20 protein-coding genes and 1 riboswitch are annotated in these 20,208 nt (G+C 73.1%); of the genes, 6 read left to right on the forward strand and 14 right to left on the reverse strand.

Annotated features, from left to right (window positions below):
• Nucleotides 1-4: 4 nt before the first annotated feature.
• Nucleotides 5-1,405, reverse strand: a complete 1,401-nt coding sequence (locus QQX10_RS09115; RefSeq protein WP_301119798.1) for an aminotransferase-like domain-containing protein — start codon at nucleotides 1,403-1,405, stop codon at nucleotides 5-7.
• Nucleotides 1,406-1,503: 98 nt separating this feature from the next.
• Here QQX10_RS09115 and QQX10_RS09120 point away from each other — a divergent pair, with 98 nt between their 5' ends.
• From QQX10_RS09120 to QQX10_RS09130, 3 genes are all read left to right on the forward strand, one after another.
• Nucleotides 1,504-2,931 (forward strand): pyridoxal phosphate-dependent decarboxylase family protein, encoded by a 1,428-nt coding sequence (locus tag QQX10_RS09120; RefSeq protein ID WP_301119796.1) that lies wholly within the window; start codon nucleotides 1,504-1,506, stop codon nucleotides 2,929-2,931.
• 64 nt (nucleotides 2,932-2,995) lie between these two features.
• Complete coding sequence (locus tag QQX10_RS09125; RefSeq protein ID WP_301119794.1) at nucleotides 2,996-4,285, forward strand: magnesium transporter MgtE N-terminal domain-containing protein; 1,290 nt, start codon at nucleotides 2,996-2,998, stop codon at nucleotides 4,283-4,285.
• Nucleotides 4,278-4,841 carry a DUF1003 domain-containing protein gene (locus tag QQX10_RS09130; protein ID WP_301119792.1) on the forward strand — a complete coding sequence of 188 codons (564 nt, stop codon included), beginning with the start codon at nucleotides 4,278-4,280 and terminating at the stop codon, nucleotides 4,839-4,841. Before QQX10_RS09125 ends, QQX10_RS09130 begins: the two co-directional genes overlap by 8 nt.
• 7 nt (nucleotides 4,842-4,848) lie before the next feature.
• Here the strand turns inward: QQX10_RS09130 and QQX10_RS09135 are convergent, their stop codons facing one another.
• Nucleotides 4,849-5,472 carry a hypothetical protein gene (locus tag QQX10_RS09135; protein WP_301119790.1) on the reverse strand — a complete coding sequence of 208 codons (624 nt, stop codon included), beginning with the start codon at nucleotides 5,470-5,472 and terminating at the stop codon, nucleotides 4,849-4,851.
• Nucleotides 5,473-5,653: 181 nt separating this feature from the next.
• Here QQX10_RS09135 and QQX10_RS09140 point away from each other — a divergent pair, with 181 nt between their 5' ends.
• Nucleotides 5,654-6,778 carry an Mrp/NBP35 family ATP-binding protein gene (locus QQX10_RS09140; RefSeq protein WP_301119788.1) on the forward strand — a complete coding sequence of 375 codons (1,125 nt, stop codon included), beginning with the start codon at nucleotides 5,654-5,656 and terminating at the stop codon, nucleotides 6,776-6,778.
• Here the strand turns inward: QQX10_RS09140 and QQX10_RS09145 are convergent.
• Nucleotides 6,775-7,353: a hypothetical protein gene (locus QQX10_RS09145; RefSeq protein ID WP_301119786.1), complete on the reverse strand. Its 579-nt coding sequence runs from the start codon at nucleotides 7,351-7,353 to the stop codon at nucleotides 6,775-6,777. The two genes, QQX10_RS09140 and QQX10_RS09145, sit on opposite strands and share 4 nt — an antisense overlap.
• An 80-nt stretch (nucleotides 7,354-7,433) precedes the next feature.
• On the opposite strand from QQX10_RS09145, the gene QQX10_RS09150 reads away from it, so the two are divergent.
• Nucleotides 7,434-8,660 carry a galactokinase gene (locus QQX10_RS09150; protein WP_301119784.1) on the forward strand — a complete coding sequence of 409 codons (1,227 nt, stop codon included), beginning with the start codon at nucleotides 7,434-7,436 and terminating at the stop codon, nucleotides 8,658-8,660.
• A gap of 4 nt (nucleotides 8,661-8,664) precedes the next feature.
• Here the strand turns inward: QQX10_RS09150 and QQX10_RS09155 are convergent, their stop codons facing one another.
• The 5 genes from QQX10_RS09155 to QQX10_RS09175 all read right to left on the reverse strand — a co-directional run bounded on the left by QQX10_RS09155 (nucleotide 8,665) and on the right by QQX10_RS09175 (nucleotide 13,284).
• Nucleotides 8,665-9,465 carry an exodeoxyribonuclease III gene (locus QQX10_RS09155; protein WP_301119782.1) on the reverse strand — a complete coding sequence of 267 codons (801 nt, stop codon included), beginning with the start codon at nucleotides 9,463-9,465 and terminating at the stop codon, nucleotides 8,665-8,667.
• Between the two features lie 75 nt (nucleotides 9,466-9,540).
• On the reverse strand, nucleotides 9,541-10,419 hold the full coding sequence (locus QQX10_RS09160; RefSeq protein WP_301119780.1) for a bifunctional methylenetetrahydrofolate dehydrogenase/methenyltetrahydrofolate cyclohydrolase: 879 nt from the start codon (nucleotides 10,417-10,419) through the stop codon (nucleotides 9,541-9,543).
• Complete coding sequence (gene glyA / locus QQX10_RS09165) at nucleotides 10,419-11,711, reverse strand: serine hydroxymethyltransferase (protein ID WP_301119778.1); 1,293 nt, start codon at nucleotides 11,709-11,711, stop codon at nucleotides 10,419-10,421. The genes QQX10_RS09160 and glyA overlap by 1 nt, the downstream gene beginning before the upstream one ends.
• A 52-nt stretch (nucleotides 11,712-11,763) precedes the next feature.
• A riboswitch (ZMP/ZTP riboswitch) is annotated at nucleotides 11,764-11,850 on the reverse strand.
• Nucleotides 11,851-11,893: 43 nt separating this feature from the next.
• Complete coding sequence (locus QQX10_RS09170) at nucleotides 11,894-12,724, reverse strand: hypothetical protein (protein ID WP_301119775.1); 831 nt, start codon at nucleotides 12,722-12,724, stop codon at nucleotides 11,894-11,896.
• Nucleotides 12,725-12,750: 26 nt separating this feature from the next.
• Nucleotides 12,751-13,284 carry a GNAT family N-acetyltransferase gene (locus tag QQX10_RS09175; RefSeq protein WP_301119773.1) on the reverse strand — a complete coding sequence of 178 codons (534 nt, stop codon included), beginning with the start codon at nucleotides 13,282-13,284 and terminating at the stop codon, nucleotides 12,751-12,753.
• A gap of 98 nt (nucleotides 13,285-13,382) precedes the next feature.
• On the opposite strand from QQX10_RS09175, the gene purU reads away from it, so the two are divergent.
• Nucleotides 13,383-14,228, forward strand: coding sequence for a formyltetrahydrofolate deformylase (purU, locus tag QQX10_RS09180; RefSeq protein ID WP_367281270.1), 846 nt, complete (start codon nucleotides 13,383-13,385; stop codon nucleotides 14,226-14,228).
• Between the two features lie 194 nt (nucleotides 14,229-14,422).
• On the opposite strand, the gene QQX10_RS09185 is transcribed toward purU, so the two are convergent.
• From QQX10_RS09185 to QQX10_RS09210, 6 genes are read right to left on the reverse strand one after another with little or no spacing between them, the layout of a single operon-like run.
• On the reverse strand, nucleotides 14,423-15,298 hold the full coding sequence (locus QQX10_RS09185; protein WP_301119769.1) for an N-acetylglucosamine-6-phosphate deacetylase: 876 nt from the start codon (nucleotides 15,296-15,298) through the stop codon (nucleotides 14,423-14,425).
• Nucleotides 15,299-15,308: 10 nt separating this feature from the next.
• Nucleotides 15,309-16,091 carry a glucosamine-6-phosphate deaminase gene (locus QQX10_RS09190; RefSeq protein WP_301119767.1) on the reverse strand — a complete coding sequence of 261 codons (783 nt, stop codon included), beginning with the start codon at nucleotides 16,089-16,091 and terminating at the stop codon, nucleotides 15,309-15,311.
• The gene (locus QQX10_RS09195; protein WP_301119765.1) at nucleotides 16,084-16,977 is read right to left on the reverse strand and encodes an ROK family protein; all 894 of its coding nucleotides are present in this window, start codon (nucleotides 16,975-16,977) and stop codon (nucleotides 16,084-16,086) included. Before QQX10_RS09195 ends, QQX10_RS09190 begins: the two co-directional genes overlap by 8 nt.
• A gap of 1 nt (nucleotide 16,978) precedes the next feature.
• Nucleotides 16,979-18,397 (reverse strand): glycoside hydrolase family 3 protein, encoded by a 1,419-nt coding sequence (locus QQX10_RS09200; protein ID WP_301119763.1) that lies wholly within the window; start codon nucleotides 18,395-18,397, stop codon nucleotides 16,979-16,981.
• A complete protein-coding gene (locus QQX10_RS09205) occupies nucleotides 18,394-19,233 on the reverse strand; it encodes a carbohydrate ABC transporter permease (RefSeq protein ID WP_301119761.1) in 840 nt (279 codons plus the stop codon). Before QQX10_RS09205 ends, QQX10_RS09200 begins: the two co-directional genes overlap by 4 nt.
• Nucleotides 19,230-20,183, reverse strand: coding sequence for a carbohydrate ABC transporter permease (locus QQX10_RS09210; protein ID WP_301119759.1), 954 nt, complete (start codon nucleotides 20,181-20,183; stop codon nucleotides 19,230-19,232). The genes QQX10_RS09205 and QQX10_RS09210 overlap by 4 nt, the downstream gene beginning before the upstream one ends.
• Nucleotides 20,184-20,208: the final 25 nt, after the last annotated feature.

A 20,208-nucleotide genomic window follows, 5' to 3' on the forward strand; every position in this document is an offset into this window, starting at 1 on the left:
GACGTCAGGCCGCGCGCTCCGCGAGGGTCTTGATGCCGAGCCGCATCTGCTCGGGCGGCAGGTAGAACGGCAGCCGGAAGCGGTCCGATCCCTGACCAGGCACCACGCAGAAGGCAGCGCCGGCGACCACGGGGACGCCCGCGCGCTCGGCGCGCTCGGCGAAGCGCTCGGCGGAGACGCCGGGCATCCGCACCCACAGGCTCGGACCCCCCGCGGGCCGCACGTGCTCCCAGTCGAGTCCGGCCTCGCCTATCGCGGCCTCGGTTGCCGCGAGCGACTCCCGCAGGCTGTCGAGGCGCCACGCGAGCGCCGCGTCGAAGTGCTCGCGCAGCAGCACCGCGCCCATGCGCTGGAACATTGCCGGGCTGCCGAGATCCATCGCCGCGCGCCGATGACGCAGCTGCGCCGCCAGGGTCGCGTTCGTGTGCAACCAGCCGATCCGCAGCCCTCCCCAGAACACCTTCGACATCCCGCCGATGGTCACCACCGACGCACGCGTGCCCAGCGAGGCGAACGGGCGCCGCCGACGTCCGTCGAGGGCGAGCTCCCCGATGGTGCGGTCGTCGATCACGGTGGTCTCGCTCGCCGCGGCGGCCTCGAGCAGGCGGACGGCCTGCTCCTCGGCGAGAGCCGTCCCGGTCGGGTTGTTGAACGTGGTGACGTACGCGACGTCGGGCAGCGCCGCACGGAGCATCTTGACCGCGCCGTCGACGTCGAGCCCCCGCTCCGTCATCGGCAGCGCGAACGGGCGCGAGCCGGCCGCGGCGATGGCGTCGAAGACCCCGGGGTAGGTCACCCCCTCGAGCGCGACCGGCGTGTTCGGCCCGGCGAGCGCCGTGAGCGCCAGCCACAGCGCCTGCTGCGCGCCCGCGGTCACCACCACCTCGTCGGGCCGCGCGGGGACGCCCGACGCGCGCAGGTGGTCGGTGATCGCCAGGGTGAGGTCGCGGTCCCCCAGCGCCGCATAGCCGTTGCCGATCGCGGCCAGCCCTCCGAGGAAGGCCTCGGGGCGGGCCAGCGCCTCGGCGACCACCGGGGCGGGCGGCGGCGAGGCGGTGTTGAGGGCCACGAGCGGCTCCTGCTGGCCCACGAGGATGCGCGAGAAGCGGTCCTGCGCGGTGAGCGCGGAGACGCCGCGCGACCGCGTGCCCAGGCGAGGCGCGGAGCCGGGGGACGCGTCGAGCCATCCCTGGTCACGCAAGCGCTGGTACGCGGCGGTGACCGTGTTGCGGGAGAGGTGGAGGCGGGTCGCTAGCGCGCGCTCGGACGGCATCCGCGCGCCGTGCTCGAGCGAGCCGGCCTCCGCGAGCGCCACGATGGCGTCCGCGAGCTGCTGGTAGAGCGGGCCCGTGCCCGAGCGCCAGTGGTCGAGGACTCCCGAGAGCTGGTCGGCGGTGGTGCGCATGGGTCCATCACAGCGCGAAGTGGCCCCCGAGAACAAGGGCCAGGACCTTTGGTTCTGGCCCTGGAGCAGCGGTGCCACCGCAGGCATACGATCGGGAGATGGACGCCCCGGAACCCACCGTCGCCGCCGTGCCCGCGAGTCTCGCCGCACGCGCCACGCTCGTCTCCGATGCCGCGCGCCGCGCGAGCGCGTACCTGACCGGCCTCGAGCATCGTCCCGTCGCCCCGCCCGCCGATGCGGTCGCGGCGCTCGCGGCCTTCCGCCGACCTCTCCAGACGGCGCCGCGCGACGCCCGCGACGTGCTCGCGGAGCTCGACGCGCTCGGCTCCCCGGCCACGATGGCGCAGGCGCGCGGACGGTACTTCGGGTTCGTCAACGGCGGCGTCGACGCCGCCGCGGGCGCCGCCTCCGTCCTCGCCGGACAGTGGGATCAGAACGCCGCGCTCCCGGTGATGTCACCGGTCGCCGCGGTGCTCGACGAGGTCGCCGCCGCATGGGTGGTCGACCTGCTCGGACTCCCGGCCGGGGCGACCGCGACGTTCACCCCGGGCGCGACCCTCGCCAACCTCACGGGGATCCTCGCCGGCCGCGACGCGCTCCTCGCCCGCGCCGGCTGGGACGCGTCCGCGCAAGGACTGTTCGGCGCGCCCCCGATCCGCGTGATCACCGGCGAGGAGTGCCACGTCTCGGCGCTCAAGGCGCTGCGCCTCGCCGGGCTCGGGGTGGACCGCGTGGAGCGGGTCCCCACGGACGCGACCGGAGCGGTGATCGCCGATGCCTTCCCCGGGGACACCGACCACCTCACGCTGGTGGTGCTGCAGGCCGGCAACGTCAACACAGGCGCCTCGGATCCGTTCGCGCGGATCATCCCCCGGGTTCGGGAGCGCGGCGGCTGGGTCCACGTCGACGGCGCCTTCGGCATGTGGGCAGCCGTCGCTCCGGGGCTGCGAGACGCCGTCGCCGGCATGGAGCTCGCCGACTCCTGGGGCACCGACGCCCACAAGTGGCTGAACGTGCCGTACGACTCGGGCATCGCGATCGTCCGCGAGCGCGCCGACCTCGAGCGCGCGATGTCGATGCGTGCGGCCTACCTCCCGGAGACGGGCGACCGGGAGGCCATGCATCTGGGGATGCAGATGTCGCAGCGCGCCCGCGGGATCGAGACGTGGGCGATGCTCGCCGCGAACGGGCGCGACGGCGTCGCCGACCTGATCGGGCGCACCTGCGCCCATGCGCGTGACCTGGCGGCGCTTCTCGAGGCTGGCGGCGCGGAGATCCTGGCGCCGGTCGCGCTGAATCAGGTGCTGGTCGCCTTCGGCGCCGCGACGGGCGGCACCGGTGACGATGCGGTGACGGACGCGGTCATCGGCCTCGTGCAGCAGGAGGGCGCCCTGTGGGCCGGAGGCACGGTCTGGAAGGGTCGCCACGCGATGCGACTGTCCGTGTCGGACCAGGCGACCACGCGCGACGACGTCCACGTGAGCGCCTCCGCGATCCTCGACGCGTGGACCCGGGTGCGCGGCTGACGCGCGCGTCCGGCCCCGCGCCGGGGTCCCCGGTCGTGCCGGATCGCGGGACTACGCTGGGCGCATGAGCACCGCAGTCGACCGCGTCTACGTCGCGCGTCTCGCGGGCACCCCGGTCTTCGATCCCATCGGCGACGCGGTGGGCCGCGTCCGCGACGTCGTCGTCGTCGTCCGGCGCACCGGTGGCCAGCCGCCGACGGCGGTCGGCCTGGTGGTCGAGGTGCCGGGTCGCCGGCGCGTCTTCATGCCGCTCACCCGCGTCACCTCCATCTCCCCGGGCCAGGTCATCTGCACCGGGGTGGTGAACCTGCGCCGCTTCAAGGCCCGCCAGGGCGAGTCCCTCGCGATCGCGGAGCTGTTCGAGCGCTCCGTGAAGCTCAAGGAGGACCGCTCGACGGCGTACATCGAGGACATCGCGATCGAGCAGGACAAGCTGAAGACCTGGCGCGTCACCAAGCTCTACGTGCGCCGGGCGGAGCGGCGCAGGGGCGTCCTCGGCTTCTCGCGCCGTGGCGAGTCCCTGGTGGTCGATGCCGACCAGGTGACGGGTCTGTCCGTGCGCGACAAGAACCAGGGCGCCGCGCTGGTCATCGAGGCGTTCCAGGACCACAAGCCCGCCGACCTCGCGGCCGCGCTCATGGAGATGGCGCCGTCCCGCTCCGCGGAGATCGCCGCCGCTCTCGACGACGAGCGGCTCGCCGACGTGCTCGAGGAGCTGCCCGAGGAGGACCAGATCACGCTCCTCTCGACGCTCAAGTCCGAGCGTGCCGCGGACGTGCTCGAGGCCATGGACCCCGACGACGCGGCGGACCTCCTCGGCGACCTGCCGGCGGCCAAGGCGGCGGCGCTGCTCGAGCTGATGGAGCCCGAGGAGGCCCGCAACGTCGAGCAGCTCCTGGGCTACGAGGACGACACGGCCGGCGGCCTCATGACGACCGAGCCCGTCCTCGTGGGTCCCGAGACCTCCGTCGCCACATGCCTCGCGCTGGTGCGCAAGCAGGAGCTGGCGCCCGCGCTCGCCTCCATGGTGTTCGTGGTGCGGCCGCCCCTGGAGACCCCCACGGGTCGGTACATCGGGATGGTGCACATCCAGCGCCTGCTCCGCGAGCCGCCGCATGACCCGATCGGCAACTTCGTCGACCCGGCGATCGCACCTCTGCACCCGGACGACCGTCTGTCCAACGTCGCCCGCCGCATGGCCGCGTACGACATCCTCGCGCTGCCCGTGGTGAGCGACGACCACCGCCTCGTCGGCGCCGTGTCGATCGACGATGTGCTCGACCACCTGCTGCCCAGCGACTGGCGCGAGCACATGGACGAGGACGAGCCCGCGGCGGGAGGTGCCCGTGGCTGACGCACGTCTCGACCGCCCCAAGGGCGCCGAGCGCGGCCTGTTCCGGCGCCGCTCCAGCAACTCCGACCGCGTGGGCGTGGTGTCGGAGGGCATCGCGCGCTTCCTCGGCACCCCCCGCTTCCTCGTGTACCTCACGGTCTTCTGCGCCGCGTGGCTCGCGTGGAACACGTGGGCGCCCGAGGGCCTCCGCTTCGACTCGGCGGAGTTCGGCTACACCCTGCTCACCCTGATGCTGTCGCTGCAGGCGTCCTACGCCGCCCCGCTCATCCTGCTCGCCCAGAACCGGCAGGACGACCGCGACCGCGTCGCGGCGGAGCAGGACCGTCAGCGGGCCGAGCGCTCCCTCGCGGACACCGAGTACCTCGCCCGCGAGGTCGCGGCGCTCCGTCAGGCGATCAACGAGACCGCGACCCGCGACTTCGTGCGCTCCGAGCTGCGCGCGCTGCTCGAGGAGCTCCGCGCCGAGGACGAGGCGGAGGAGGACGCCGGGGAGCGCCCCGAGCCCGCGCGCAAGCCGGCGCGACGTACCAAGGCCACGCCGACGCGCCCCTCCTGAACCGCGCTCAGCCCCGCCGACGCTCGCTCACGAGCTGGGCGACCACCACCGGCAGCACCGCGATCACGAGGAACACGTAGGCGACGGGCTGCGAGAACCAGTCCGCCACCAACGCGTGCACCTCCATCCCGGTGACCTGGACGGCCCCGTCCGCGACGCGCCCCGCGGCCGCGCTCGCGGCGAGCGTCGAGGCCCACAGCACCGCGACGCCGTACTCGAGGGCCGCGATCGCGCCGGCCGCGAGACCGAGCCGAGCCGGCATCGCGCCGACCACCCCGGTGACGCCGAACCCGACGGCCGCCCCGATCAGCGGCGAGACCGCTCCGCCGATCGTCGTGTCGACCACCAGGACGAGGCCCACCACCGCGGCGGCGACGAGCCCCAGACCCGCACCGGCGAGCAGGCCGGCCCCGGGCGCGCGCCGGGGCTGCGCAGGCTCCGCCACCACCGCCTCCGGGAGCCGCGGAGACGAGTCGATCTGCAGCTGCACCGCGTCCCACGCGGGCGGCATCGACCGGATGCCCGGCTGCTCGTCCGGCAGCTCCTCGGGCATGAACAGGCGCGGCGGGCGTTCGCGCGCAGGCTCGGCTGCGCGCGCGCTCGCAGGCGCGACGGAGTGATGCTCCGACATGTGGTTCCCCCCAGCATGGTGACGCCACGATGCGTACGACGTGCCCCCTCAGGCACTTCTCGCACCGTATCGTCCCGCGACGTCGTGCGCGAGCATCCTGTGACGAACGCCGCATCGGCGCGTCGTCGACCGCCGCCCGGTCCGCACCGGAGCCGGGCGCGCACGGCCTACGATGGACGCCATGCCTACCGCCGATCTCATCCGCGACGCCCTCGCGACGGTCATCGACCCGGAGATCCGCCGGCCCATCACGGAGATCGGCATGGTCCGCTCCGTCGAGGTCGACGGCTCCACCGCGGTCATCGGTATCGACCTCACCACCCAGGGCTGTCCGATGCGCGACCGGATCACGGGCGACGTCGACGCCGCGGCGCGCACGGTTCCCGAGGTCGTCGACGTCCGCATCGAGCTCGGCGTCATGAGCGACGAGCAGCGCCAGGGGCTGCGCGCGCAGCTCCGCGGCGGCAAGCCCGAGCCCGTCATCCAGTTCACCCAGCCGGGCAACATGACGCGGGTCTACGCGATCGCCTCCGGCAAGGGCGGCGTCGGCAAGTCGACCGTGACCACCAACCTCGCCGCGGCCATGGCGCAGGACGGCCTGAAGGTGGGCGTGCTCGACGCCGACATCTTCGGGTTCTCGATCCCCGGCATGCTCGGGGTGACCGGCCAGCCGACCCGGCTCGACGACATGCTCCTGCCGCCCATCGCCCACGAGGTGAAGGCCGTCTCGATCGGCATGTTCGTGCCCGAGGGCCAGCCCGTCGTGTGGCGCGGCCCGATGCTGCATCGCGCGATCGAGCAGTTCCTCGCCGACGTGTACTGGGGCGACCTCGACGTCCTCCTGCTCGACCTGCCGCCGGGCACCGGCGACATCGCGATCTCGACGGCGCAGCTGCTGCCGCACGCGGAGATCGTCGTGGTGACCACGCCCCAGTCGGCCGCGGCTGGCGTCGCCGAGCGAGCGGGCGCGATCGCGACCCAGACGTCCCAGAACGTGGTCGGCGTGATCGAGAACATGGCCTGGCTCGAGCAGCCCGACGGCTCGCGCCTCCACCTGTTCGGCGAGGGCGGCGGCTCGACGGTCGCCTCGCGCCTGTCGAGCGTGCTCGGAACGCAGGTGCCGCTGCTCGGGCAGGTCCCGCTCGACATCGCGGCCCGCGAGGCCGGCGACGCAGGCACCCCCGTGGTGGTGTCCGACCCCGACTCGACGGCCGCCCAGGCCCTCCGCGGCGTCGCGCGCACCCTCACGTCGCGCCGTCGCGGCCTCGCGGGACGCTCGCTGGGCGTCACGCCCGTGAGCCGCTAGGAGTCGTCGTCGCGCGGGCCCCAGCCCGCGATGATCGCGGCCACCAGTCCCGCGAGCACCCCGCCCGTCGACACGGCGGGCGTCGCGAGCGCGGCGAGCAGCGCATCGTCGAAGCCGGGTCCGCTCAAGCCGATCATGTCCAGCAGGCGGCCCGCGCCGATGCCGTCGACCGCGCCGGTCACGGCCATCACGTGGATCCCGACCACCGTGCCCACGAACGCGACCGCCTGCGCCCCGATCCCGCGCGAGCGCGAGAGGTAGCGCACCGTGAACCCCACCGCGGCGGTGATCAGCACGCCGAGCACCACCATCGCGTAGAGGTTCGGCTCCGACGGCACGAGCACCGCGAGCAGCAGCCCCACCGCGATCCCGACGACCAGGGCGGCGACCAGCGACCCCATGCGGTTGCGGCGCATCCGCTCCAGCACGGAGGGCGCGGCGGCGGCCGGGATCGCCTCGGTGGGCGCGGGCGGCGCCGGAGGCACCGTGGGCGGCAGGTCCGGGGCAGGATCGGCGGCCGCCTCGAGCGGGGCGGCGTCCTCCGGATCGACCGGCTGGGCGGGCTTGCGTGGCATCGGGACCTCCTCGCGCGAACGCCTTCATCATGTCACGGCGCCCGCGCCACCCCAGCGTCCCTGCTGGCACAATTGGCCGCGTGAGGGACGCCGCCACCTCCGCCGACGAGCCCGTCTGGCTCGAGCCCTGGTCGCTCGACGAGGGCTCCGACCGCGTGCGCGCGCTCTTCGCCGATGCGTTCGAGGGCGATCCCGACGCGGTCGCGTCCTCGCCCGGCCGGGTCACCGTGATCGGCGACCACACCGACTACACCGAGGGCCTGTCCTTGTGCGTCCCGATCGCGCACCGTACGTTCGTCGCCGTCCGCCGCCGGCACGACCAGGCGCTGAGGATGGTGTCAGGCAACCCGCCGCCGACCGAGCCGCGCCGGTGGGAGGGTGCGGTCGAGGCTCTCCACCCGGGGTCCGGCATCGACTGGCCCGACTACGTCTCCGGCGTGATCTGGGCCATGGTGGAGCGCGGGTACCCGGTCAGCGGTCTCGACATCGCGATCGTGGGCTGCGTCCCGCTCGAGGCGGGCCTCGGCTCCTCCGCGTCGCTCACGACGGCCGTCGCACGCGCGTGCGACGAGGCCTGGGGCCTGGCGCTCGACAGCGAGGCGGGCGCGATCGAGCTCGCCGAGCTCTGCTGGGAGGCCGAGAGCGCGTACGTGGGCTTCCCCTGCGGCAGGCTCGACACGCACACCGTCCTCCGCTGCTCGGCGGATGAGGCGGTGGTGCTCGACTTCGCGACGGCGCCGCCGACGCTCACCCATTACCCGCTGTACTTCCACGACTACGGCCTGCGCCTCCTCGTCATCGACACGGGCGAGCGCCGGGACGACTGGATGGACGCGTTCAAGCGTCGCAGCCGGGACGCGGCGCTCGCGGCGGAGGCGCTCGGCGTGCGGTCGCTGAGGGAGCTCGCCGACGCCCCGGACGGCGTCGAGCGCGTGGCCGGCATCGAGGACCCGGTGGTGCGCCGCCGCGCGCGGCACGTCATCACCGAGGACCGCCGGGTCCAGGAGGCCGCGGCGGCGCTCGGCGGCCTGGGCCCCGCGCACGACCGGTTCACCGAGATCGGGACGCTCATGCTCGCGTCGCATCGGTCCCTGCGCACCGACTACGAGGCGTCGACCCGGCAGCTCGACGCGGCCGTCGACATGGCGTTCGCCGCGGGCGCGCTCGGCGCCCGCACCATCGGCGTCGGCTTCGGCGGCGGGGCGCTCGCGCTGGTCCGGGCGACCGACGCCGACCGGGTGGCCGACCTGGTCGACGCGGAGTTCGTGCGCCAGGGCTTTGCGCAACCCACGTTCGTCCTGGTGTGACGGTCTACAGGGCGTAGTCGACGACGAGCGGCGCGTGGTCCGTCCAGCGCGAGTCCCAGGACTCCTGCCGGTCGACCCGCACCGCCGTGGCGGCCTCGGCGAGGACGGGCGAGGCGAACTGGTAGTCGATCCGCCATCCCGCGTCGTTGTCGAAGGCCTGACCGCGCATGGACCACCAGGTGTACGGGCCCTGACGGTCGCCCTCGAGGGTCCGGTGGATGTCGACCCACCCGGCCTCGGCCCAGCGGGTCAGGTACGCGCGCTCCTCCGGCAGGAAGCCCGCCGACTTGAGGTTGCCCTTCCAGTTCTTGATGTCGCGCTCGTCGTGCGCGATGTTGACGTCGCCCATCACGACCACGCGGTCGAACTCCTCGCGGAGCGCCTCCATGCGCGCCGTCGCGGCGTCGAGCAGCGCGTACTTCTGATCCATCTTGGGCGTGCCGGCCTCGCCCGAGTGGTGGTAGACCGACACCACCCTCACGGGGCCCGCCGGGGACTCGACGGTGGCCTCGATCCAGCGCCCCGTGTGGACTGGCTCCCCCATCTCGCCACCGAGGGCGTCGACCCCCGCGAGCACACCGTCGAGCGGCGTGCGCGACGCGATGGCGACGCCCGCGCGGCCCTTGATCTCGCAGGCCTGCTCGACCACGTGCCAGCCCTCGCCGAGCAGGCCCGCGGTGATCTCGAGCGGCGCCCGCACCTCCTGGAGGCACACGACGTCGCAGCCCGCTGACGCGAGCCACTCCCCCATGCCCTTCTTGGCGGCGGCGCGGACGCCGTTGACGTTGACGGAGGCGATTCTCATGGCCTAGAACCTACCCGGTCCCACCGACGGCGGACGCCCGCGCATCGTCCCGCCCGCGCGGGACGATGCGGCGGTTCAGGCGAGCGCCCGCTCCGCGCTCTCGACCACGTTCGCGAGCAGCATGGCGCGGGTCATCGGGCCCACGCCACCGGGGTTCGGCGAGTACCAGGACGCCTTCTCACGGGCCTCCGCGGCGATGTCGCCGGCCACCTTGGACCTGCCCGTGACCGGGTCGGTGACGCGGGACACGCCCACGTCGATGAGCACGGCCCCGTCCTTCACCATGTCGGGGGTGACGATGCCGGGCACGCCGGCGGCGGCGACGATCACGTCCGCCCCCCGGGTGTGAGCGGCGAGGTCGGCGGTGCCGGTGTGGCACAGCGTCACCGTCGCGTTGACGTCCTTGCGGGTGAGGAGCAGGCCGATGCTGCGCCCCACGGTGGTGCCGCGCCCGATGACCACGACCTCCTTGCCGCGCAGGTCCACGCCGTGGCGCGTGATGAGCTCGATGATGCCCTTCGGCGTGCACGGCAGGCTGGACTCGACTTCTTCGGAGATGCGCAGCACCAGGCGACCGAGGTTGGTCGGGTGGAGGCCGTCCGCGTCCTTGTCGGGATCGATCAGCTCGAGCACCCGGTTGGTGTCGATGCCCGCGGGCAGGGGGAGCTGCACGATGAAGCCGGTGCACGCGGGGTCGGCGTTGAGACGCGCGACGGCGGCCTCGATGTCCTCCTGGGTGGCGCTGGCGGGAAGGTCCTCGCGGATCGACGCGATGCCCACCTCGGCGCAGTCGGCGTGCTTGCCGTTGACGTACCAGGTCGAGCCGGGGTCCTCGCCCACGAGCAACGTGCCCAGGCCGGGCACGACGCCGCGCTCGCGCAGCGTCGTGACCCGGTCCGTGAGCTCGGCCTTGATGGCGGCCGCGGTGGCCTTGCCGTCGAGGATCTGCGCCATTACTGGGCGAGGCCCTCGTACAGCGGGAACTCGTCGGCCAGCTTCGCGACGCGGGCGCGCAGCGCGTCCACGTCGGCGCCGCCCTTGAGCGCCGTGGCGATCACGTCGGCGACCTCGGTGAACTCCTCGGCGCCGAAGCCGCGGCTCGCGAGCGCGGCGGTGCCGATGCGGACGCCGGAGGTCACCATCGGCGGGCGGGGGTCGAACGGGACGGCGTTGCGGTTGACGGTGATGCCGACCTCGTGGAGGAGGTCCTCCGCCTGCTGGCCGTCGAGCGGCGAGTTGCGGAGGTCCGCGAGCACCAGGTGCACGTCGGTGCCGCCGGTGACCACGTTCACGCCCGCCTCGATCGCGTCCGGGGACGTGAGGCGCTCGGCGATGATGCGCGCGCCCTCGAGGACGCGCGCCTGGCGCTCCTTGAACTCGTCGCCCGCCGCGGCCTTCAGGGCGACCGCCTTCGCCGCGATGACGTGCATGAGCGGGCCGCCCTGCTGCCCGGGGAACACCGCCGAGTTGAGCTTCTTCGCCAGCACGGTGTCACGCGCGACGATCATGCCCGAGCGGGGGCCGCCGATGGTCTTGTGGATGGTGGTCGACACCACGTCCGAGTGCGGCACCGGGCTCGGGTGGAGCCCCGCGGCGACCAGCCCGGCGAAGTGCGCCATGTCGGTCCACAGCTTGGCACCCACCTCGTCCGCGATCGCGCGGAAGGCGGCGAAGTCGATGTGGCGGGGGTACGCCGACCAGCCGGCGATGATCACGTCGGGGCGCTCGGCGAGGGCCTGCTCGCGCACCTGCTCCATCTCGATCCGGTGGGTCTGCTCGTCGAGACCGTAGGCGGCGACGTCGTAGAGCTTGCCGGAGAAGTTGAGCTTCATGCCGTGCGTGAGGTGGCCGCCGTGGGCCAGCGACAGGCCCATGATCTTGTCGCCCGCGTTGATGAGGGCGTGCAGCACGGCCGCGTTGGCGGTCGCACCCGAGTGCGGCTGGACGTTCGCGTACTCCGCGCCGAACAGCGCCTTCGCGCGCTCGATGGCGATGCTCTCCGCGACGTCGACCTCCTCGCAGCCGCCGTAGTAGCGGCGGCCCGGGTAGCCCTCGGCGTACTTGTTCGTCAGGACGGAGCCCTGCGCCTGCAGGACCGAGCGGGGCACGAAGTTCTCGGACGCGATCATCTCAAGGTAGTGCCGCTGACGGTCGAGCTCGCGGTCGAGGACCTGGGCGATCTCGGGGTCGAAGTCCTGCAGCGTGGCGTTCATCACCGCTGCGGTGGCGCTGGAGTCGGTGCTCATGGTGGCCTCTCTCATCACGCCGGCGGGTCGCCGGCATCCCTACGTTCCGGTGACCAGTGGCCCAGGCGTGCGACCAAGAGTCGAGGTGCTGCTCGCCGCTCCCTGTGGGTGACCCACTGCGCCAGTCGCGACGAGGGAGAGTGTACCAACCGCCGCCTCTCGCGCCACCGGTCCGGGACGCGTCAGCGGGCGTCGGGGCCGCGAGGCGCACGAGGCACGTCGCCGGGCGCGTCCACCGTGGCATGGACGATCTCGTCATGCACCAGCCGATCCATCGCAGCGGGCACACGATGCCCGTGCGCACCCCCGATGCGGTCGCGCAGCCGATCCCACCGCGCCTGATACTCATCGGAGAAGCGGTGCAGGGCACGCGTCATCTTCGCCTCGCCGTAGAAGCGCCGGGCCCAGAACGAGGTGGGCTTCGCCAACCGGAGACCGCACACGAGCGAGACCAGCGGGACGACGATGCCGATCAGGCCGAGGTGCCGCTTGCCCTTGAGGAACGCGACCACCACCCACGTCAGATGCAGCGCGACCGCGACAAGGTAGACCGCGACGCTGCCCGCGTCGTCGGGAGCGATCCCGATCGGGCTGACCTGCACCAGGAACGCGGCACCGACCACTGCTGCCACGAGGATCGCGTCGATGGACTTCCGGCCCTCCGCGGACCAGTAGACGTCCTCGAGGTGCAGCCAGAGCGCGAACTCGTCGAGGGCGAGCGCTGCGCCCGCGCCGAACAGCGCCGCGAGGATCTCCTGCCATGGCGAGCCGGGAGCGAAGCGGAAGGCGAGCAGGCCGGTCACCAGCACCAGCAGGATGCCCCACACCTGGTGGTGGACGTGGACGCCGCCGATGTGGATGTTCGAGACCACCCCGCCCCCGCCGGAGGCCTCACGGGTGCGGATGCGCCGGGTCACCCAGCGTGTCGCGGCGAAGGTGGCCAGGAAGCCGATCAGCAGCCAGAGCGCGGGCGCACGGCCGGTGTCGACCACCAGGTCCTGGTACCAGGACATGACCCACGCCTCCCCGCGTGGCGGCCTCAGTTCTCGCCGCGGCCGACCTCGTCCTCGCCCTCGTCGTCGACGATCGCGCCGGATTCGAGCACCTTGCGCAGGTAGGCGTACGTCAGGTCGCCGGCGACCTGGTCGAACTGGTGCTCGTAGCCGTTGTCGTTGTACAGGGCGATGTTGTGCTTCGAGTTCTGGCCCGTGAACGCCCAGACCTCCTTGACACCCTCGGGCAGGAAGCGGAGCACGGCGAACAGCAGCTGCGTGCCGATGCCCTTGCCCTGCAGGTCGGGGGTGACGGCGAGGCGGCCGATGGTCGCCTTGTCGTCCTCGATGCCGACCCGGATGGAGCCGACCAGCCGGTGGCCCTGCCACGCGCCGAGCGTCACCACGTCCTCGGACTGCAGGTCGACGACCAGCTCCTCGAGGGTCTGCGTGAGCGCGGGGATGTTGGGGTCGTTGAAGATCTGCGCCTCGGAGACGAACGCCGCCCGGCGCACGGTCAGCAGCTCGCCCGCGTCCGCCGCGGTGATCACGTCGATCCGGATCTGGTCGCCCTCGCTCATGCCCCTATCGTGGCATGCCGCGCGCCGGACCCGGGCGTCCGACGCGGAAACGTGACCCGCGCATCGTCCCTGCCATGCGCCTCGGTACCCTTGTCCGCATGACGTCGTCCTGGGTCCTCAGCCTGTCCTGCCCCGACCAGCCCGGAATCGTGCACGCGGTGTCCGGCGCGCTCGCGGAGCACGACGGCAACATCACGGAGTCCCAGCAGTTCGGCGACCCGGACACCGGGCTGTTCTTCATGCGCGTCGAGTTCGCCTCGGCCGCACCCCAGGGCGAGCTCGAGACCGCCATCGGGCGCGTCGGCGACCGCTTCGGCATGACCTGGCGCCTCGACGTCGCGGGCCGGCGGATGCGCACCATCGTGATGGTCTCGAAGTCGGCGCACTGCGTGAACGACCTGCTGTTCCGCGAGCGCGCCAAGACCCTCCCGGTCGACATCGTCGCGGTGGTCGGCAACCACCCGACGCTGCAGGACCTGGCCGCGTTCTACGGCAAGCCGTTCCATCACATCCCCGTCACCGCGGACAGCAAGCCCGACGCCGAGGCGGCGCTGCTGTCGCTGGTCGAGGAGCTGGACGCGGAGCTGGTCGTGCTCGCGCGCTACATGCAGATCCTGTCGCCCGACCTGTCGGAGGCGCTGCGCGGACGCGCGATCAACATCCACCACTCGTTCCTGCCGAGCTTCAAGGGCGCGCGCCCGTACTTCCAGGCGCACGACCGCGGCGTGAAGCTGATCGGCGCCACCGCGCACTACGTGACGTCCGACCTCGACGAGGGGCCGATCATCGAGCAGGACGTCGAGCGCGTCGACCACACCTACACGCCGGAGTCGCTCACGGCGATCGGCGCGGACGTCGAGCGGCGCGCGCTGGCACGCGCGGTCCGCTGGCACGCGGAGCACCGGGTCCTGCTGGACGGCCACCGCACCATCGTCTTCAAGTAGGCGGGCCCACCCACACCACTCCGCATCACCAGGCATCCCGGACGCTCAGCACCTACCGCCCCGCCTGCGCCGACCGCCGGATGCGATCTACCAGCCATGCCGTTCCGCACAGCGAGCGGAAGAGCTGCCCGGATCTGGAGCGGTAGGTGCTGGTGGTCCGGGGCTGTGGAGCCGGTCGGTGCCGGCGGTCCGGGTCAGAGGCCGATGACCCGCGCCGGGACGGATGATGCGGCGGCGACCGCGTCCTCCCGCGCGACCCCGGCGGCGACGCACACCTCGACCGCACGGTCGAGCGTGAGGGTCGAGCCGGCCAGCGTGTCGGTGCCCGCGAGCACCGCCCGTCCGTCCGACGTGACGTCCACGTCGAGCCCGCCCAGCAGGTAGCGGCCCGGCGCGGCCGCGGCGGCGCTCATCGCGTCGGTCACCAGCACCACCCGCCCTGGGGCCGCTCGGAACAGCGTCGCGATGTTCGCCGGCGCCACGTGGATGCCATCCGCGATCACCTCGATCGACACGCGCGGGTCCTCGATCGCGGCGCCCAGCGGCCCCGGCTCGCGCCCCGCGATGGGCCTCATCGCGTTGAAGCCGTGCGTGATCAGCGACGCGCCCGCGTCGAACGCGGCGCGCGCCTGGTCCGCGGTGCACTCGGTGTGCCCGACGGCGACGACCACGCCGGCGTCGACCAGCGTCCGGATCGCCTCGACCGCGCCCGGGAGCTCCGGCGCGACGGTGATCTGCCGCAGCGTGCCGTCGCACGCGTCCAGCAGTGCGGCGACGGCGGCCGGCGCCGGCGCCGCCAGCGCCGACGGGTCGTGCGCGCCCTTCCTCGCGGGCGCCAGGAACGGGCCCTCGAGATGGATCCCGACCAGCGCATCGTCGAGGCGCATGGCCTCGCGGATCACAGCCGCCGCTCGCGCGACGCCCTCGATCGGCATCGACACCAGGGAGGCGACGATGCGCGCGGTCCCGTGGGCACGGTGCGCGTCCACCGCGGCGAGCGTGCCGTCGACGGTGTCGCCGAAGTCGTGCCCACCGCCGCCGTGGCAGTGGATGTCGACGAGCCCGTCCATGGTCACGACCCTAGATCCCCTGCCACTCCGGCTTGTTGTCCTGGGCCCAGCGGTAGTACTCGCGGAACCGCAGGCGCGACGCGGCGGCGGGGTCGACCACCACGGTGACGCGGGGATGCAGCTGGATGGCCGAGCCCGGCATCGAGGCGGAGACGGGTCCCTCGACGGCGGCTGCGAGGGCCTCGGCCTTCCCCTCGCCGAAGGCGAGCAGCACCAGGTGGCGGGCCCGCAGGATGGTGCCCAGCCCCTGGGTCACGCAGTGGATCGGCACCTGGTCGATCGAGTCGAAGAATCGGGCGTTGTCCTCGCGCGTGCGCTCCGTGAGCGTCTTGACGCGCGTCAACGACCCGAACGACGAGCCCGGCTCGTTGAACCCGATGTGGCCGGTGGTGCCGATCCCCAGCAGCTGGAGGTCGACGCCGCCGTGAGCCGCCAACGCGGCCTCGTACCGGTCACCGGCGGTCTCGATCCCGTCGAGCGCGCCGTCGGGCACGTTCACCCGGGCCGGATCGAGCCCGAGCGGGACCGTGACCTCGCGGTCGACCACGGCGCGGTAGCTCTCCGGGTGGCCCGCGGGCAGCCCGACGTACTCGTCCAGCGCGAAGGCCGTGATCCGCGCGAAGTCGGTGCCCGCGGCGGCCTGGGCGCGCAGGCCCTCGTACACGGGCAGCGGGGTCGAGCCCGTCGCGACGCCCAGCGTGAACTCCGGCCGGGCACGGACCTCGGCGGCGATATGCGCCGCCACGAACGCGCCGGCAGCGGCCGGCGACTCCAGGACGATGACCTCAGCCATGTCCACCTCCTCGCATCGCGGCGCCGATCGCGGCGACCGGCACCTCCAGCTCCAGCGGCCGCATCCGGGCGGCCAGGTCGAGCGACGCGAGGAACGGGCTGGTCGCCGCCCACGCGTCGAGCAGGCGTCGGGCCCCGCCGATGAGCTCGTCGCCCCAGGCGGTCATGCCGCCGGCGACGACGACCTCATCGACGTCGAGCGTCAGCACCAGGACGCGGACCGCCGAGGCGAGACCGAACATCGCGCCGTCGCAGATCGCCCGCGCACGGGCGTCGCCCGCGGCGGCGGCGGCGACCACGTCCGCCCCCGAGGCGCCGTCGACGCCCCACTGCAGGGTCAGTCCCGCGCCGGACGCATAGGTCTCGAGGCCGCCGGGAAGGCCATCGGAGCCGATCGGTCCCGCCGGGTCGACCGAGACGTGCCCGATCTCGCCCGCCGCCCCGCGGGAGCCTCGCCAGAGCCGCCCGTCGAGGACCAGCCCCGCCGCGAGCCCGGTGCCGAGGTTGAGGTACGCCATGGAGCGCTCGCCCCCGCCGGCGAGCAGGTACGCACCCAGCGCGGCCGCGTTCACGTCGTTGTCGACGGTGGGCCGCGCCCCGAGCGCGGCCTCGATGGCGCCGGCCAGGTCCAGGCGGTCGACCTGGAGGTTGAGCGCGTGGCTCACCACCCCGTCGACCACGGTGCCAGGCGTGCCGATGCCGATGGTCAGGGAGGCCGGCTCCACGCCCACCTGGGCGCAGGCGTCGCGCGCGGCCTCGAGCGCCGCCGCGATCACCGCGGCGGCGCCCCGCCCCGAGGGCAGCGTCCGTCGCGCGCGCACCGCGCCGTCGGCGTCGACCACGACCGCGTCGGTCTTGGTCCCGCCGATGTCGATCCCGAGATGCATGTCAGCGTCCGATCAGCTCGAGGAGCGCGCCGCCCACCAGGCGCGACGCTCCGTAGGTGGCGACGTCCGCCCCGGCCTCGCCGGGCCAGCCCATGTCGACGGCGACCACGTCAGCCCTCGCGCGGACGGCGTCCAGCGCCGCCAGCGCCCACGGGTGACGATGCGTGTCCTTGCCGACCACGACCGCCAGCGCACCGTCGGGGACGGCCGCGGCGAACGATGCGGGGTCGCCCTCGGGGCCCAGGGTCGCGACGGCGTCCACGCCCGCGGCGAACGGGCCCCACGGGGAGGCGCCGACCGCGATGTTGGCGGTGGGCTCGAGGCGCAGCCAGGCCCGCGGCCGGTCGCCGGCGAGCAGCGCCCGTGCGCGGTCCGAGACGGCGAAGGTGGTCGCCACGGTGAACGCGTCCATGATCGGAGGCGCGTCCACGACCCGCGACCGCCGCACCCGCTCGTGATGCGCGCCGAGCGCGGCCACGCGGGTCCCGGCGTCGCGCAGCCGCGCGGCCGGAAGCGTGCCGTCCGCGACGGCGGCGTCGATGGCGGCGACGATCGCGCCGAGCTCATCGTCGGGGTTGTTCGACCCCAGGCACAGCAGGTCGGAGCCGCCCGCGAGCGCCATCACGGCGGCCGCGGGGATCCCGCGTCCCTCGGACGCTCCCTTCATGTCGAGCGCGTCGGTGACGACGACGCCCTGGAAGCCCAGCCCCTCGCGCAGCAGGCCGCGCAGGATGGTCGGCGAGAAGGTCGCGGGGAGCTCGGGGTCGAGCTCGGGGACCAGGATGTGGGACGTCATGAGCGTCGCGGCTCGCGCGCGGATGGCCGCGACGAACGGCGGGAGCTCGCGGACGCCGAGCGTGGCCTCGTCCGCGTCGACCCGAGGCAGCGCCAGGTGCGAGTCCTGCGCGGTGTCGCCGTGGCCGGGGAAGTGCTTGGCGCAGGCGGAGACGCCGGCGCTCTGCACGCCCCGCACCCAGGCGGCGGTGTGGCGCGACACGAGCGCGGGGTCGGCGCCGAAGCTGCGCACGCCGATCACCGGGTTGAGCGGATTCGAGTTGACGTCGGCGTCGGGCGCGAGGGTGAGGTCGACGCCCACCGCCCGCAGCTCGGCGCCGACCCGTGCGGCGACGGCCTCGGTGGCCGCCGCATCGTCCAGCCGTCCGAGCACGGCGTTGCCGGGGAACGGCGATCCCTCGTGCTGGTAGAGCCGGCTGACGTCGCCGCCCTCCTCGTCGATCGCGATGATCGCGCGGGGGTTGGCGGCGTGGATCGCGTCGCACAGGACCCGCAGCTGCGACGGGGACTCGACGTTGTGGCCGAACAGGCACACCGAGCCGAGACCGTCGCGCAGGCGGGTCTCGAGCCAGCCGGGGAGGGTCGTGCCGACGAACCCTGGCATGAGCACGGCGAGCGGATTCATCCCTTCACCGCCCCGCCCACCATGCCCTTGGTCATGCGGGACTGGACCACCAGGAAGAAGATGATGACCGGCACCGCGACCAGGGTCGACGCGGCCATGACCTGACCCCACTCGATCTGGCCGAACGCCGACGACTGCGAGAAGTTGCGCAGCCACAGGGGCAGCGTCTCGGTGGCGTCGGAGGTCAGCAGGATCGAGGCGAGCGCGAACTCGTTCCACACCTGCAGGAAGGCGAACACCCCGGAGGCGACCAGCCCAGGCGCGAGCAGCGGGAAGGTGATCCGCATGAAGGCGCCGAACCGGCTGCAGCCGTCGATCATGGCGGCCTCCTCGAGGTCCGCCGGGACGCCCGCGACGAAGCCGCGGAGCATCCACATGGTGAACGGCACCACCATCGCGACGTAGATGATCGACACACCGGCGATGGTGTTGAGCAGGCCGAGTCCGGAGATCATCTTGTACTGCGCGATGAACATCGCCTCGGCCGGCAGCATCTGCACCAGGATCACGGCGACGACGAGCGACTTGCGCCCGCGGAAGCGGAAGCGCGAGATCGCGAGGGCGCCCAGGAAGGCCACGACGATGCACACGACCAGCGCGATCGCCGTCACCACGAGCGACATCCTGAGGGCGCCGACGAAGCCGGAGTCTCCGAGCACCGCGGCGTAGTTGGCGGTCGAGCCTCCGAAGGGGCTGAAGGTCGGCTCGAGCTTCGAGATGGTCGCGGCGGACTGGAACGAGCTGTTGATCATCCAGTAGACCGGGAAGGCCCAGGCCACCGCGAGGACGAGCGCCACCACCGATCCGACGGTGCGCAGGGGGCGCGTGCGGGTCACGACTTGTCCTCCTTCAGGAGCTCGCGCACGTAGACCCACGACAGCGCGATGGTGAAGAGCATGACGAGCATCGCGGCCGCGGCGGCGACGCCGAACTTCCCCTGGCCCACGCCGAGGGAGTAGATGTACGTGCCCAGCAGGTCGTACTTCGAGCCGCGGGCGCCGAAGCCCTGCAGCAGCTCGATCTGCGCGTAGACCCGCAGGTCCCAGATCATCTGCAGGAGCAGGAGGATCACGAGCACCGGGCGCAGGATGGGCATGATGATGAGCCGCAGCTGCTGGAAGCCCGTGGCGCCGTCGAGGGAGGAGGCCTCGAGCACCTCGTCCGAGACCTGCGTGAGGCCGGCGTAGACGGACAGCGCGACGAACGGCACCGAGGCCCAGGTGATGATGACCGAGGCGACGGCGAAGAAGCTCAACGGCTCGACCAGCCAGTTGTGGCCGATCATGTCGACGCCGGGAAGCAGCGACAGCAGGTGGTTGATGACGCCGTTGCGGGCGTTGATGAGCCAGTTCCACACCGTCATCTGCGCGACGATCGGCATCGCCCAGGCGAGCAGCAGGGCGATCTGGAGGACCACGCGCGCCCAGCCGTGGATCGCCTTCATGAGCAGGGCGACGCCGATGCCCAGCGCCATGGTCGCGAGCGCGGTGACCGCCATGAAGACGATCGACTTGGCGAGGACGGCCCAGAAGCCGGTGTCGGTGAGCAGCTGGATGTAGTTGTCGAGGCCCACGAACGTGGGGTCCTGGCCGAACTGCTGGGCCAGGCCGTACTCGCGGAACGAGTTCCAGACCTGCCACACCAGCGGGTATCCCATGCCGGCGATCAGCACCAGGACCGCGGGGATGGAGAGCCAGTACGGGAGCGGCGAGCGTCGGCGGCGGCGGCCGGGCGGCTCGGGCGCGCGCTGGGCCGCGGCGGCGGGCGCGGGCGCGATGGTGGACATGCGGAACCTCTTACGTCTCTCGGGT

Source organism: Demequina lignilytica (genome assembly GCF_030418305.1).
GTDB classification, from domain to species: Bacteria; Actinomycetota; Actinomycetes; order Actinomycetales; family Demequinaceae; genus Demequina; species Demequina lignilytica.

What these genes read in the sequence shown, in the direction of transcription:
- QQX10_RS09115 (WP_301119798.1), bottom strand. Translation starts at nt 1,405, where the DNA reads ATGCGCACCACCGCCGACCAGCTCTCGGGAGTCCTCGACCACTGGCGC.
- QQX10_RS09120 (WP_301119796.1), top strand. Translation starts at nt 1,504, where the DNA reads ATGGACGCCCCGGAACCCACCGTCGCCGCCGTGCCCGCGAGTCTCGCC.
- QQX10_RS09125 (WP_301119794.1), top strand. Translation starts at nt 2,996, where the DNA reads ATGAGCACCGCAGTCGACCGCGTCTACGTCGCGCGTCTCGCGGGCACC.
- QQX10_RS09135 (WP_301119790.1), bottom strand. Translation starts at nt 5,472, where the DNA reads ATGTCGGAGCATCACTCCGTCGCGCCTGCGAGCGCGCGCGCAGCCGAG.
- QQX10_RS09140 (WP_301119788.1), top strand. Translation starts at nt 5,654, where the DNA reads ATGCCTACCGCCGATCTCATCCGCGACGCCCTCGCGACGGTCATCGAC.
- QQX10_RS09145 (WP_301119786.1), bottom strand. Translation starts at nt 7,353, where the DNA reads ATGCCACGCAAGCCCGCCCAGCCGGTCGATCCGGAGGACGCCGCCCCG.
- QQX10_RS09155 (WP_301119782.1), bottom strand. Translation starts at nt 9,465, where the DNA reads ATGAGAATCGCCTCCGTCAACGTCAACGGCGTCCGCGCCGCCGCCAAG.
- QQX10_RS09160 (WP_301119780.1), bottom strand. Translation starts at nt 10,419, where the DNA reads ATGGCGCAGATCCTCGACGGCAAGGCCACCGCGGCCGCCATCAAGGCC.
- glyA (WP_301119778.1), bottom strand. Translation starts at nt 11,711, where the DNA reads ATGAGCACCGACTCCAGCGCCACCGCAGCGGTGATGAACGCCACGCTG.
- QQX10_RS09170 (WP_301119775.1), bottom strand. Translation starts at nt 12,724, where the DNA reads ATGTCCTGGTACCAGGACCTGGTGGTCGACACCGGCCGTGCGCCCGCG.
- QQX10_RS09175 (WP_301119773.1), bottom strand. Translation starts at nt 13,284, where the DNA reads ATGAGCGAGGGCGACCAGATCCGGATCGACGTGATCACCGCGGCGGAC.
- purU (WP_367281270.1), top strand. Translation starts at nt 13,383, where the DNA reads ATGACGTCGTCCTGGGTCCTCAGCCTGTCCTGCCCCGACCAGCCCGGA.
- QQX10_RS09185 (WP_301119769.1), bottom strand. Translation starts at nt 15,298, where the DNA reads ATGGACGGGCTCGTCGACATCCACTGCCACGGCGGCGGTGGGCACGAC.
- QQX10_RS09190 (WP_301119767.1), bottom strand. Translation starts at nt 16,091, where the DNA reads ATGGCTGAGGTCATCGTCCTGGAGTCGCCGGCCGCTGCCGGCGCGTTC.
- QQX10_RS09195 (WP_301119765.1), bottom strand. Translation starts at nt 16,977, where the DNA reads ATGCATCTCGGGATCGACATCGGCGGGACCAAGACCGACGCGGTCGTG.
- QQX10_RS09200 (WP_301119763.1), bottom strand. Translation starts at nt 18,397, where the DNA reads ATGAATCCGCTCGCCGTGCTCATGCCAGGGTTCGTCGGCACGACCCTC.
- QQX10_RS09210 (WP_301119759.1), bottom strand. Translation starts at nt 20,183, where the DNA reads ATGTCCACCATCGCGCCCGCGCCCGCCGCCGCGGCCCAGCGCGCGCCC.